A 13108-nucleotide genomic window follows, 5' to 3' on the forward strand; every position below is an offset into this window, starting at 1 on the left:
TGGGATCTCCCCTGTGGAGAGGGTGCGCCCCTCGGGGACCCCGAGGCCCCCCGCCGTTCTCGTCGAACGGAGACCCCCACATGCAGAACTGGTTCCCGGGGCTCCAGGGGCCGGTGCACCGGCCCGCGAAACGCCCCGTCGGACACGGACGCGTCCGGCACGCCGCCGTCGTCACGCTCTACATCAAGATGTCCGTCGACGGCGAGGACGACCGCAAACCTCGACACGAAGGCGATCGAGCACCCGACGGCCCAGGGCGTCAGCGTCGACTTCGCCTGGGACTGGTCACCCGGTCAGACGTACCGCATCCACGTCAAGGCCGGCAACCAGGTCGACGAGGACATCCAGCCCCTGCTGACGACACCGTCCCAGGGCTGCGAGACCCCGGCGCCCACCCCCACGCCGTCGGACTCGGCTCAGGCGTCGGCATCGGCCTCGGCCGCCGCCACGCCGTCGACATCGTCCTCGGACACGCCGTCCGCCACGCCCACCGGGCCGAGCGACTCACCCGCCGCGTCCCCCCAGGGCGGCAGCAGCACGCACCTCGCCGAGACAGGTGGCGGCAACGGCACCGGACTGATCGCCGGGATGGCGGCCGCGCTGGTCGTCGCGGGCGGTGCCGTGGTCTTCGCCCTGCGCCGCCGACGGGCGTCCGGCTCCCGCTGACACCGGGGGTGTTTGCCCCTCAAGACCCCTCCCTGTGAGGGGTCTTGAGGGGTGAGGCCGAGATTTTTACGAAGTGGTCACACATGGGCAGGCATACAACCCCCTGCACGTGTCAACTCTCCTGCTGGGAAAGAGAAGGCGACAAAGGTCACGTTTACGTATCGGGCATTTGGCCCGTGAATCTTCACATCAGCCTCACATATTGGTTAGGTTGGCGCCCAGCCGCACGGTTCCCTCCGGCGAAAGCGCCGGGTCGCGCGGCCTCCGCCGAATGCAACTGCCCAGCACGGCACAGCCGTAGGGCCGCCGTGTCCGAGCCGGTGGCCGACTCGGCAGGCGGAGTACGGAAGGAGTACGGCTTCCATGGCGACGGATCGCAGCCCGCGCACCACCGGCCTCGGTCTCCCGGACGGGGACGCCGAGCCGAGCCGGGAGGAGATCCAGCAGCGGATCAACGCCCTCTACAACCGGGCTGAGACCGACACCGGGACCTACAACGCGACCCGTGCCATGTCGACGGCGAGCAGCAAGATCGCTCCGTCTGGCTCCTCCCGTGACAACGTCGCCCGCCAGTGGTTCGACGTGGCGCGCTCCAAGCTGGGCCCCACGGTCGCGGCCGTACTGCCGCCCGACAGGGCGCCCGCCCGACCGACCGCTCCCCGCCCCGCCAAGGCACCGGAGCGCACGGCCGACGCGCCGTCGGCGCGTGAACTCCCGTCAGCGCGTGAACTGCCTACGGCGCTTGAACTTCCGGCGGCCCCGGAGCGCCGCGCCCCCGAACTGACCTCGCGCACGGCCATCGCTGCGCTCCCGTCGGCGCCGTCGTCCCGGCCGGGCACCCCCGCGCCCACCGCGCCGACGGAACAGTCCACCCCGCGCACCGCCAAGGAACGCAACCAGCGCAAACTCACCGCGGCCCGCGAGTTGTTGACCCGCCAGATCCCCCAACGCGTCACACCCGTCGCGGCCCTTGAGGCCACGCCGAGCCCGCGGCCGTGGGACACCGGGTCGCTGCCCGCCGCGCCGACCGAAACCGCGCAGGCGGCACGGCCGTGGGACACGGGAAGCATGCCCGCGGTGCCGACCCCGACGCCGCAGGCCGCACGGCCCTGGGACACGGGAAGCATGCCCGCCGTGCCGACCGAAACCGCGCAGGCCGCACGACCCTGGGACACCGGAAGCCTGCCCGCGGTGCCGGCCCCGACGCCGCAGGCCGCACGGCCCTGGGACACCGGGTCGCTGCCCGTCACCGCGCCCGAGGTGGCGCCCGTCGCGCAGACCTGGGACACCGGTGGGCTGCCGGCCGTACCGGCCCAGGCGCAACCCGCCGCCCAGACCTGGGACACCGGGAGCCTGCCGACCGTGCCGCCCCAGACCCCGCAGGCTTGGGACACCGGGTCACTCCCCGTCACCACGCCTGCGGCAGCGCCGATCCCGCAGACCTGGGACACCGGAAGCCTGCCGGTCGCCCAGCCGGCCACGGCCCCCTGGCAGACGCCGCAGCAGCCCGCCTCCGCCGGTCAGCCGTTCGCCGCCGCGGCGCCGGTCGCTGCCGCTCCCCCCGTCGCCGTCGCACCGCCGGTGGCCGCCGCAGCCTCGGTCGCCGCCACCACGCCGTTCGTCTCCGCTCCGCCCGTCGCCGTCGCGCCGCCCGTCGCCGTCGCACCGCCCGCGGCCGTCGCACCGCCCGCGGCCGTCGCGCCGCCCATCGCCGCACCGGCCGCAGCCGTCGCAGCGCCCGTGGCCCCCGCACCGCCCGCCGTGGGCGCGGCCGAGTCGGTGTATCAGGGGAAGGCCGCGAGGGCCCTCGACTTCGCCCGGGCGCAGGTCGGCAAGCCGTGTGTCTGGGGCGCCAACGGGCCGACGTCGTACGACTGCTCCAGCCTGACCCAGGCCGCCTGGCGGACCGCCGGTGTGGCGCTGCCGCGCTCCGCGCAGGAGCAGGCCCTGACGGGCACGGCTATCCCGCTCAGCGACCTCCAGGTCGGCGACCTGGTCTTCTTCCACGGCGCGACCCACGTCGGCCTCTACGCCGGCAACGGCATGATGATCCACGCACCGAGCCCGGGGGCGTACATACGCGAGGAGTCGGTCCTCCACGCCGGCGAGTCGGCGGTCCTCGGCGCGGTACGGCCCGCGTAAGCCGCCCGGCGCACCGCGTCCGAGTCGGCCGTATCGGCAGCGGGCGCAGTGCGCAGATCCAGCACGGTGCAACGGCCCGACCTCGCCGCCTCGCCGCCCTGTCCGGTGCATAGTCCCGGCCGGGGCGGGAACCCGGTGGCCGCTGTCCGTACCGACACGTCTGGAGAGGCCATGAGTCTGTTGCGTCTGGTCGGCCGCCCCATGCTCGCGTCCATGTTCATCAGCGGCGGCCTGAACTCCGTCCGTGAGCCCGAGAAGGTGGCGCCGGTCGCCGAGGACGTCGTACGCCCTGTCTCCGAGCGGGTGCCTGTCGTACCGGACCGGACCGAGCAGGCCGTACGGCTGAGCGGTGCCGTCCAGGTGGCGGCGGGCTTCATGCTGGCCACGGGGCGCGTCCCCCGGCCGGCCGCGCTGGCCATCGCGGCCACGCTCGTCCCGACCACCCTGGCGGCCCACCGCTTCTGGGAGGAGGAGGACCCCGCCGACCGTGCCGAGCAACGCATCCACTTCTTCAAGAACCTCTCCATGCTCGGCGGCCTGCTGATCGCCGCCGACGACACCGCGGGCCACCCCTCCCTGCTGTGGCGCGGCCGCCACGCCGCCCACGACGTGCGCCGGGACGCACATCTCGTACGGCGTTCGATCCGCGCGACGACGCGACCCGCGGCCGCCGCGGGTGGCGTCCGGGCCAAGGTGTTCAGCTGACGGTTCGGCCGCCGGTGACCCGCGCGAGCGGGCGGCGCGGATCGTGTGCGTACGGGCCTGGCGGCTGGGCGGGGAGCGGCTGCGGGAGTTCGTGGAGCGGTACAGGGCGCTGACGCGCGAGGCGCGAGGCGCCGACGGGCTCGCTGATCACACCGCCTCCGAAGGGGTCACCCTGACCCTGATCCCTCCCGCCTGACCGTCGCAGGCCGGTGAGGAGCTCTTGTGTGACGCCGAGGATCTGCTGTACGCCCTGCTGTTCGCCGACCGGTAGGCCGAGGTGGGCCTGGAACGGGTCGAGCCGGAGCTGCTGACGGTCACGCTGCCCCGGGCGAAGGCGCACATCCTCGCGTTCGCCCTGCATGCGGGCCGCCACCGAGATCGGCGCCCCATGCACCTGGCGCGACCCACTGCGCGCCGACGACGACGAGCGGGCCCCAACACCGTCCTCCAGGTCGAGGACGGCGAGGTCGCGGACGAACTCGTCGGCAACGGCAGCGCGGCGGCACTGAAGGTCATCAACGACCTGGAGGTCAACAAGTCGCGAGCAGGGCGGTCTCACGTCTCGCTCCGGCCCAGCGCCCGCGCCGCCACGACCTGCAGCGCCGCCGCCGACAGCAGCGCCCCCGGAAGTGACCACGCGCCGAGTGGGCCCGCGGCCGCGGCTCCCAGGGCGAAGCCGGTGATCTTCGCGCTGGCACCGGTGGTGCACACCTGGCCGCGCAGGTGCTCGGGAGCCTCCCGGTGGCGGACGGCGAGGAGGGCGGCGAGCTGCGGCCCCTCGCCGATCCCGGCCAGCAGGGCGGCCGTGACGACGGTGACCGGCTGCCCCGTCGCGGCCAGCGCCAACGCCGCCGCCTGGAGGAGCGCACCGGCCCGGATGGCGGTCTCCGGGGCGAGGTCGTACGGCCGTCTCGCCAGGACCGCGTTGGCCAGCAGGGCCGAGACTGCCGTACAGGAAAGCAGCAACGCACCGCGCCCCGCTCCGCCGAGGACGTGTGCGCCCAGGAGGGGCAGGCACGCCGTCAGCATGCCCTGAGCCGCGCAGGAGACGACCGAGGAGACGGTGGCCCTGGCCAGCCGGCGGTTCGTGACGATGAGCCGAGTCCCGGCAACCAGCCCTCCGACCACGGAGGGCCGCGCTCCGGCGCGCGACCCGCCGAGCGCACCGCTCCCCGGCAACGCCCAGGCCGCAGGCACCGCCGCCGCGATCAGCGCCGCCGACACCACCACGGCCGCCGACGCCCCGGCCGCCTCGGCCACTCCCCCGGCGAGTGCCGGACCGACCAGGCCGGCCGAGCCGTATGTCATCGCGTCGAGGGCATTGGCGCGGGGCAGCCGCCCGCGAGGTACCACCCGGGGCAGCTGGGCCGTCCAACCGCCCGACAGCGCGGGCCCGAGCAGTCCGGTCAGCACCGCGACGAGGACGGTCGCACCGAACGGCAGCCGACCGAGCCCCACGAGGACGCCCGTCAGGCCCGCCGGATACAGGACCAGCGCCACGGACAGCAGCCGCCCAGGATGCTCGGCCCGGTCCAGCAGGGCTCCCAGCACCGGCCCTCCGACCACCGCCGCGACGGTGATCGCCGCGAGCAGCGCCGACGCGTCCGTGGCCGAACCGGACAGGGCGAACCCGGCCAGCAGCAGCGCCGGTCCGGACATGTCGTCGCCCGTACGGGCCGTGACCGCTCCGGTCAGGTACAGACCCAGCGTGTAACGCCTCTTCATCGACGGGACGTTACGTAGGTAACTCAAAACTCCGCAAGATGCGTTACATTGCACTGGTGTCCTTCCCCGCCGACGACTGGTCGAGCCGCCACTCCGTACTGACCATGGCCCGCCGCACCGCCGCCCTGCTCAACGTCCTCTCCGCCGACCGCCCCGACCCCGCCGTGGTCGCCGGAGTCCTGCGTGCTCACGGTGAGACAGGCCCCCTCGATCTCACGTCCCGCGAGGTCGAGGGGATGCGCGCGGCCGCCGCCCTGGTGCGGGAGGTCTTCACCGCCGACGGCGTGGACGGCGCGGCGGAGGTCCTCAACCGGCTGCTGCACCGGCACACCGGACCGCTGCGCCTCACCTCGCACGGGGGCGGTACGCCCTGGCACCCCCACCTCGACCGCGACGACGACGCCCCGTGGGACGAGTGGCTCCTCGCCTCCTCCTGCATGGCGCTGACCGTCCTCCTCTGGGACCGTCAGCTGCCGCCCGGCAGGGTCTGCGCCTCACCGAGCTGCCACGACGTCTTCATCACGCAGGGCAGCGGGCCCGAGCGCCGCTACTGCTCACGCCGGTGCGCGACCCGTGAACGAGTCGCCGCCCACCGCCGCGCCGCCCGTGCTTGCGACTGACCCACGCATCCGGGCGCGTCAGTGCCTTCGACTACAGTGCCTCCCTCTGATCGAATGATCGAATTGCAGTTCGGGGTGGGGAACATGTGGCGTCGGGTGGCCGGAGCGGCCTTGCTGGCGGGGGTCCTGGTGGGGTGCGGGGCCGCGGAGGACGACGACAAGAAGGCGAGCGCCTCGTCGGCCCCCGCGAAGGAGAGCGGCGCCGGCGGTGAGGCCGATGCGGGCGCCAGGAGCGGAGGGACGCTCGGCGGCTCCGGTACGGCCTGCGAGCTGCCCGTCTCGTTCGAGACCGCCGCGCGCTGGAAGGCGGAGTCCGTCCTGTCCGACTCGGGCGCGTCCGGCAGCTCGGAGGAGCAGCCGGACGAGCTCCTGTACCAGGGCCCGGTGGCCCTCGCCTGCGAGGTCGACGCCAAGCCCGCCGGGCACGTCGGCTTCCTCCGCGTCTACACCAGCAAGCCGGGCGGCGCCGACGCGCGCGGCGTGCTGGAGGCGTTCGTGGCGGCCGAGAACGGGGCGAGCAAGGAGAAGTACCGCTCGTTCAAGGCGGGCGGGCTCTCCGGCGTCGAGGTGGAGTACCTCTACACGAGCGAGTTCCTCGACGAGCCGAAGAAGGAACGCGCCCTCGCCGTCGCCACGGCCGACGGCCCCGTCGTGCTGCACCTCGGCGGGATCGACACCGAGCAGCACGAGGGCATGCTGCCGGCGTTCGAGCTGGCGAAGCGGACCCTGCGTACCGTCTGACGGCCGTCAGGCGTCGAGCAGGTCGCGCATGCGCTCGGCGGCCCGTACGGCGGCCGCACCGCAGCAGTTGTTGAAGAGCACGTGCAGCTGTTCGACCTGACCGGCGAGGGTACGCAGCCTCGGCACCCATTCCTCCAGCTCGTCGTCGGTGTAGTCGTGGCGGAACCGGTCCTCCTTGCTCCCCGTCCCCCAGGCAGAGCTGCGCCCGTGGAAGCGCACGACGCCCACCCGGGAGGAGGTGACGGGGGTGACCGGAGGGATGGAGGTGGGCAGCGTCCGCGCCATGTCGACGGCGACGGCCGCGAAGCCGTGGGCGCGGAGCAACGCCCGGGTCGCGCCCGCCTGTTCGTCGCGCCACCACGTGGGATGGCGGAACTCGACGGCGACGGGCCAGCCCGCGGTGCGCTCGGCGCACTGGGTGAGGAACCCCTCAGCCCGGGTGCCGGGCCGGAACCAGGGCGGGAACTGGAACAGCACCACACCGAGCTTCCCGGCCTCGCGCAACGGTTCGATCCCGTCGGCGAAGCGTGCCCAGACCTTGTCAAGGACCCATGGGTCCCGGGCGTCGGCCGGCAGTCCGCCGGGCAGGAGGGCCGGCCTGGTGGGGTGTCCGGTCAGCAGGGAGAAGGCCTTCACGTCGAACACGAAGTCGTCCGGCGTGCGTTCCACCCACAGTCGGCTGTTGTGTGCCGACGGCAGCGCGTAGTAGCCGGAGTCCACCTCCACGATGCCGAACCTGCCCGCGTAGTACCGCAGTCGCCCCTCGGCGTCCCGTTGCCCGACCGGGTACCAGCCACTGCCGACCAGCGCCCGGTCGGTCCACGAACACGCGCCGACCCGAATCTCGCCCATGGCGCTGCGCGTACCCCGGGACGCCCCACCCGTGCGGCCCGATCCCCTTCACGCAGGGTGATGATCGTCTCACGGTCACAGGAGCGGTCGTACTCACGCGGTCGCTGCGGGTGCGCGGCGGGGGCCGGGGGGCGCATTCTTGCTGTGTCGCCCACCCGGCGGCGCACGGACGAGGTAGGGCCATGACTGGGAGCGCCAAGGGCGAGAACGGCATGCCGGGGCGGCTGGCCGCACTGCTGACCGAGGCCGCGGCGGACGCGGTCGGCGCGGCCGACAACCGCGCCGGGGGTGTCTACCTGCGCTCGAGCACGCCCGGGCAGCTGCGTCTGGCCGTGCTCGCCGGGCTCCCCGGTCCCCTGTTCCGGCCCTGGTGGCGGCTGCACGTCGACCGGCCGTTCCCGGTCGCCGACGTCCAGCGGCTCGGCGTCCACGTGGTGCTGCCGAACGCCACGGAGACCATGCGCCGCTATCCCCAGTTCGCGGCCGGTCTGCCGTTCCCGTTCGGGTCCATCCATGTGCCCGTCACCCACGCGGCCTCCGCCTTCGGTGTCCTGACCGTGCTGCGGCCGTCCGCCGCCGACGCCGCCGAGGTGCTCGCGGAACGGGACCGGCTCACCCGGGTGGCGCAGCGTCTGGGCGGGGCCCTTCGGCGCCTTGAGCAGACGGGGGCGCCCGTCCGCTGGGACGGCGAGCCGCTGAGCGTGCGCCCGCCGGCCACCTGCTCCACCGCGGCACGGCTGGCGCGTTTCTCCTGGGATACCGCGACGGGGGCCCTGATCGCCGACGAGCACCTGCCGACGCTGCTCGGCGTGCCCGCCGGGCGGGAGCTGAGCCATGTGCGCGACCTCGCGGAGTGCGTGGCGGACCCGCCCCGGCTCCAGGACCTGCTGCGGCAGACCGCGGCCGGCCGGCCCCCGTCGCTTCCGGTGCCGGTGCGCGCCGCGAACGGGGAGCCGCGGCTGGTGCAGCTGTGGGGGCCCGGGGACTCCGACGGCGCCCGGTCCGCCGGCGGGGTCGTGCTCGACGCGGGTTCGGGCTCGACGGCCGACGCGGCGGCCGACCTGCTCCCGGACGGTGTGCTGTGCCTGGACCGGCTGGGCGTGGTCGGCTACGCGAATCCGCGGGCCGCCGAGCTGCTGCGCCGCCCGCGCGCCGAGTTGGTCGGACGATCGCTGTGGGAGGGCGTGCCGTGGTTGCGGCAGCCCGCCTACGAGGAGCACCTGCGCGCCGTACTGCTGTCGGACCAGCCCGCCCACTTCCACGTCAGACGGCCCTCCGGGCAGGAGGAACAGCCCGCCGAGAGCGACTGGCTGGCTCTGTCGGTGTACGCGGGCACCGACATCCTCACGTGCACCGTCCGCCCGTCCAGCCGAGTGCCGGAGCCACCCATGGACCCGGTGGAGGCTGTGGACCCGTGGGCGGCGTGGAGCCCGACCGGGGCGCTCGCCCCGCCACCGCCGAGGACACCACGGCCGGAGACCGCGACGGCCGAGGGCGCCAGGACGGCCGAGGGCACCGCGACCGCCGAGGACGCCGTGACTGCCGAGGACGCCGTGACGGCCCCGATGTACCGCCCCATCGCCCTCGCCATCGCCCTCACCGAGGCCGTCACCGCCCGTCAGGTCTCCGCCGTCGTCATGCAGGAGCTGCTGCCCGCGTTCGGCGGCCGCATGCTCGCCATCTATCTGCTCCAGGACCGGCGTCTGTACCTGGCGTGGGAGCACGGCTTCCCCGAGGGCTTCCTCGCCCCCTTCGACGGTGTGGGGCTCGAGGCACGGCTGCCCGGCGTCGAGACGCTCACCACGGGCCGCCCGCTCTTCTTCGACTCGATGCACCAGTTGCAGGGCGCCTATCCCGGCATCGCCCTCGACGCGACGGAGGGAGCCCGCGCCTTCCTGCCCCTGATCGCCTCCGGGCGTCCGGTCGGCTCCTGCATCCTCGGCTTCGACCGCCCCCGTGGCTTCAGCACCCAGGAGCGCACCGTGCTGACCGCCGTGGCGGGTCTGATCGCCCACGCCATGGAGAAGGCGCAGCGCTACGAGACCGAGGCCGCCCTCGCCCGGGGCCTGCAACAGGCTCTCCTCCCCCACCGTCTGTCGGCGCACCCGCAGGTGGAGACCGCCGGCCGGTATCTGCCGGGCACCCAGGGCATGGAGGTGGGCGGGGACTGGTACGACGTCGTCGAGACCGGCGGCGCCCTGGCCCTGGTCATCGGCGACGTCCAGGGACACGGCGTCCAGGCGGCCGCGACCATGGGGCAACTGCGCAGCGCGGTCAGGGCGTTCGCGGTGGGCGACCATCCGCCGGACGAGGTGATGAACGGGACCAACCATCTGCTGATCGACCTGGACCCGGGCCAGTTCGCCAGCTGCTGCTACGTACGTCTCGATCCCCTCACCGGGGCGGCCCGGGCCGCCCGCGCGGGGCACCCGCCGCCGCTGCTGCGCCGTCCGGACGGGGGCACGGAGGTCGTGGAGATCCCCGGCGGCGTCGTGCTGGGCGTGGACCCGGGCGCCCGTTATCCGGTGACCGAACTGCGCCTGGAACCGGGCGCGATCCTGGCTCTGTACACCGACGGCCTCGTGGAGCGGCCCGGCGCGGACATCGACGACGGCATCGCCGCGCTGCGTGTCGCCCTCTCCCGGGCCGGCGGCGGGGAGGTCGGCTCGGACGGCCGTTTCCTGGCCGGGGTCGCCGACCGGCTCACCACGACGGCACGGCACACCGTCGACCGCCCGGACGACATCGCGCTACTGCTCGCCACCCGCCGCACCGCGGCACCGCGTGATGACTGAGCAGCGGCCAACCGGCCACCGCCGGTGGGCCGTAGAACGAGGTGTAACCCTGTGTGACGCCCCTCGCCTCACGAGGCGTGGCAGTGTAGACATGGGCACATGGTCCGGATAACGGGTCGACCCGGGTCTCGGCCGACCCGTCTTCCCAGCCCCCTGCATGTCGCGCGCCCTCATGCCCGCGGCCGGGGGTCGCTGAGCGGGCGCAGCGTCGCCGGTCAGGTGTTCGTCCTTCAACTCGTCATCGTGTTGCTGCTGGTCGCTGCCGCGGTCGTGGCGCTGGTGCTCCAGGTGCGGCACGACAGCAGTGTGGAGGCCCGCAACCGCTCGCTCGCCGTCGCGGAGACCTTCGCCAACGCGCCCGGCACCCGTGAGGCACTGAGCTCACCGGACCCCACCGCCGTCCTGCAGCCGTCGGCGGAGGCCGCCCGCACGGCGGCGAAGGTCGACTTCATCGTCGTCATGAACACCGACGGGATCCGCTACACCCACCCCAAGCCGGACCGCATCGGCAAGAAGTTCGTCGGCAACCTGGCGCCCGCCCTCGCCGGCAGGACCGTGACCGAGGAGATCACGGGCACCATAGGGCGGCTGGTGCAGGCCGTCGTGCCGATCAAGGACCCCGACGGGAAGGTCGTGGGCCTGGTGTCGGCCGGCATCACGACGGCGCGCGTGGGCGGTGCCCTCGACCGGCAGCTGCCGCTCCTGCTGTTGGCCGCGGGCCTGGCGGTCGCCCTGTCCACGGCGGGAACGGCTCTGGTGAGCAGGCGGCTGATGCGCCAGACGCACGGCCTCGGCCCGCACGAGATGACCCGCATGTACGAGCACCACGACGCGGTGCTGCACTCCGTGCGGGAAGGGGTGATCATCGTCGGTGACGACGGCGACCTGCTCCTCGCCAACGACGAGGCGCGTCGCCTGCTGCATCTGCCGGACGACGCCGAGGGACGTCAGGTGCGGGCCCTCGGTCTCGACCAGGCGATCGCCGATCTGCTCGCCTCGGGACGCGTCGCCACCGACGAGGTGCACCTGGTGAGCGACCGGCTCCTCGCGGTCAACCAGCGGCCCACGCACCTGCGGGGAGGCCCGTCCGGCAGCGTCGCCACGCTCCGCGACTCCACGGAGCTGCGTGCCCTGTCGGGCCGGGCCGAGGCGGCCCGGGAGCGCCTCGACCTGCTCTACGACGCCGGTGCGCGCGTCGGCACCAGCCTGGACGTGACCCGGACCGCCGAGGAGCTGGCGGACCTGGCCGTGCCCCGGTTCGCGGACTTCGTCGTCGTGGACCTGTACGACGCGGTTCTCGCCGGTGAGGAGCCGGAGCCGGGGGCCGGGCTGCGGCGTACCTCGCTGGCCGGCCTCCGCAAGGACGCCCCGCTGTATCCGTCGGGCGAGCGGATCCGGTTCGTGCCGTCGTCGCCGCAGGCCCGGAGCCTCGAGAGCGGCCGGCCGGTCATGGAGCCCCGCCTCAGGGAGGCCCCCGGGTGGCGCGCCCAGGACCTGGAGCGCTCCGCGCAGATGGTGGAGTACGGCATCCACTCGCTGATCACCGTGCCCGTGCGGGCCGGATCCCTGGTCCTGGGCGTGGTCAGCTTCTGGCGTTCCGAGATGCCCGAGCCGTTCGACGCGGAGGAGATGGCGCTGGCGGAGGAGCTGGTCGCGCGCGCCGCGGTCTCCATCGACAACGCGCGCCGCTACACCCGCGAGCACAGCATGGCCGTGACGCTCCAGCGCAGTCTGCTGCCGCGCAGCCTGCCGGAGCAGAGCGCCCTGGACATCGCGTACCGGTATCTGCCCGCGCAGGCGGGCGTGGGCGGTGACTGGTTCGACGTGCTGCCGCTGTCGGGGGCCCGCGTGGCGCTGGTGGTCGGGGACGTCGTGGGCCACGGGCTGTACGCGGCGGCCACCATGGGACGGCTGCGGACGGCGGTGAGCAACTTCTCCGCGCTGGACCTGGCTCCGGACGAGCTCCTCGGCCTTCTCGACGAGCTGGTGGGCCGTATCGACCAGGACGAGCAGGACGAGGGCGGCAGCGCGCCCATCACGGGGGCCACCTGCCTGTACGCGGTGTACGACCCCGTTTCGCGGCGCTGCACCATCGCCCGCGCTGGCCATCCGCCGCCCGCGGTGGTCCGTCCCGACGGCAGCGTGACGTTCCTCGACGTCCCGGCGGGGCCTCCGCTCGGGGTGGGGGGTCTGCCGTTCGAGACGGCTTCCGTGGAGCTGGAGGAGGGCAGCCGGCTCGTGTTGTACACCGACGGGCTGGTCGAGGACCGCGAGCGGGACATCGACACCGGTCTCGAGCTGCTGGGCGCCGCCCTGGCCTCGGCCGACTCCTCGCCCGACGACACCTGCCGGGTCGTCCTGGAGGCGCTGCTGCCGTCCCGGCCGAGCGACGACGTGGCGCTGATCGTGGCGTGCACCCGGGCGCTCGGGGCCGACCGGGTGGCCGAGTGGGACGTGCCGATGGATCCGGCGGCCGTCGGCGAGGTGCGCGCCTCGGTGACCCGGAAGCTGGCGGACTGGGGCCTCGAGGAGCTGACGTTCACCACGGAGCTGATCCTCAGTGAGCTGGTCACCAACGCGATCCGCTACGGCGCGGGGCCGGTGCGCGTGCGGGTGCTGCGGGACAGCAGCCTGATCTGCGAGGTCTTCGACGGCAGCAGCACCTCACCGCATCTGCGCCACGCGGCCATGACCGACGAGGGGGGCCGCGGACTGTTCCTCGTCGCGCAGTTGGGGGACCGGTGGGGCACGCGCTACACACCCACCGGCAAGATCATCTGGGCGGAACAGCCGCTCCCCCGGGACGCGCCTGACTCATAAAGCCGCCTTATGAGCCCATAGATCGGACCCGCGTACCGACTT

General features: G+C 73.8%; 10 protein-coding genes. 7 read left to right on the forward strand and 3 right to left on the reverse strand.

What is annotated here, in order from left to right:
* From AC067M_RS07610 to AC067M_RS07620, 3 genes are all read left to right on the forward strand, one after another.
* Window positions 1–666, forward strand: a 666-nt coding sequence (locus AC067M_RS07610) for an LAETG motif-containing sortase-dependent surface protein (protein ID WP_478696066.1), incomplete at its 5' end; no start/stop codon positions are given.
* A gap of 363 nt (window positions 667–1029) precedes the next feature.
* Window positions 1030–2808, forward strand: coding sequence for a C40 family peptidase (locus AC067M_RS07615; RefSeq protein WP_478696067.1), 1779 nt, complete (start codon window positions 1030–1032; stop codon window positions 2806–2808).
* 171 nt (window positions 2809–2979) lie between these two features.
* Window positions 2980–3513 (forward strand): DoxX family protein, encoded by a 534-nt coding sequence (locus AC067M_RS07620; RefSeq protein ID WP_478696068.1) that lies wholly within the window; start codon window positions 2980–2982, stop codon window positions 3511–3513.
* On the opposite strand, the gene AC067M_RS07625 is transcribed toward AC067M_RS07620, so the two are convergent.
* Window positions 3506–4072, reverse strand: coding sequence for a hypothetical protein (locus tag AC067M_RS07625; RefSeq protein ID WP_478696069.1), 567 nt, complete (start codon window positions 4070–4072; stop codon window positions 3506–3508). The genes AC067M_RS07620 and AC067M_RS07625 overlap by 8 nt on opposite strands.
* Complete coding sequence (locus tag AC067M_RS07630; RefSeq protein ID WP_478696070.1) at window positions 4069–5238, reverse strand: MFS transporter; 1170 nt, start codon at window positions 5236–5238, stop codon at window positions 4069–4071. The genes AC067M_RS07625 and AC067M_RS07630 overlap by 4 nt, the downstream gene beginning before the upstream one ends.
* Before the next feature lie 38 nt (window positions 5239–5276).
* Between AC067M_RS07630 and AC067M_RS07635 the strand changes: the two genes are divergently transcribed.
* Both AC067M_RS07635 and AC067M_RS07640 read left to right on the forward strand, forming a co-directional pair.
* The gene (locus AC067M_RS07635; RefSeq protein WP_478696071.1) at window positions 5277–5858 is read left to right on the forward strand and encodes a CGNR zinc finger domain-containing protein; all 582 of its coding nucleotides are present in this window, start codon (window positions 5277–5279) and stop codon (window positions 5856–5858) included.
* Between the two features lie 54 nt (window positions 5859–5912).
* Window positions 5913–6599, forward strand: coding sequence for a lipoprotein (locus AC067M_RS07640; RefSeq protein ID WP_478696072.1), 687 nt, complete (start codon window positions 5913–5915; stop codon window positions 6597–6599).
* A 6-nt stretch (window positions 6600–6605) separates the two neighbouring features.
* Here the strand turns inward: AC067M_RS07640 and AC067M_RS07645 are convergent, their stop codons facing one another.
* Window positions 6606–7451, reverse strand: coding sequence for a DUF72 domain-containing protein (locus AC067M_RS07645; RefSeq protein WP_478696073.1), 846 nt, complete (start codon window positions 7449–7451; stop codon window positions 6606–6608).
* 182 nt (window positions 7452–7633) lie between these two features.
* On the opposite strand from AC067M_RS07645, the gene AC067M_RS07650 reads away from it, so the two are divergent.
* Together AC067M_RS07650 and AC067M_RS07655 are read left to right on the forward strand one after the other, a co-directional pair.
* Window positions 7634–10246, forward strand: a complete 2613-nt coding sequence (locus AC067M_RS07650; RefSeq protein ID WP_478696074.1) for a SpoIIE family protein phosphatase — start codon at window positions 7634–7636, stop codon at window positions 10244–10246.
* A gap of 99 nt (window positions 10247–10345) precedes the next feature.
* The gene (locus tag AC067M_RS07655) at window positions 10346–13066 is read left to right on the forward strand and encodes a SpoIIE family protein phosphatase (RefSeq protein WP_478696075.1); all 2721 of its coding nucleotides are present in this window, start codon (window positions 10346–10348) and stop codon (window positions 13064–13066) included.
* Window positions 13067–13108: the final 42 nt, after the last annotated feature.

The sequence above is a fragment of the Streptomyces sp. NPDC043427 genome, from assembly GCF_056436655.1.

Excerpts from the sequence above, each read along its gene's own strand:
- AC067M_RS07615 (WP_478696067.1), top strand. The coding sequence starts at position 1,030 with ATGGCGACGGATCGCAGCCCGCGCACCACCGGCCTCGGTCTCCCGGAC.
- AC067M_RS07620 (WP_478696068.1), top strand. The coding sequence starts at position 2,980 with ATGAGTCTGTTGCGTCTGGTCGGCCGCCCCATGCTCGCGTCCATGTTC.
- AC067M_RS07630 (WP_478696070.1), bottom strand. The coding sequence starts at position 5,238 with ATGAAGAGGCGTTACACGCTGGGTCTGTACCTGACCGGAGCGGTCACG.
- AC067M_RS07635 (WP_478696071.1), top strand. The coding sequence starts at position 5,277 with ATGCGTTACATTGCACTGGTGTCCTTCCCCGCCGACGACTGGTCGAGC.
- AC067M_RS07640 (WP_478696072.1), top strand. The coding sequence starts at position 5,913 with ATGATCGAATTGCAGTTCGGGGTGGGGAACATGTGGCGTCGGGTGGCC.
- AC067M_RS07645 (WP_478696073.1), bottom strand. The coding sequence starts at position 7,451 with ATGGGCGAGATTCGGGTCGGCGCGTGTTCGTGGACCGACCGGGCGCTG.
- AC067M_RS07650 (WP_478696074.1), top strand. The coding sequence starts at position 7,634 with ATGACTGGGAGCGCCAAGGGCGAGAACGGCATGCCGGGGCGGCTGGCC.
- AC067M_RS07655 (WP_478696075.1), top strand. The coding sequence starts at position 10,346 with ATGGTCCGGATAACGGGTCGACCCGGGTCTCGGCCGACCCGTCTTCCC.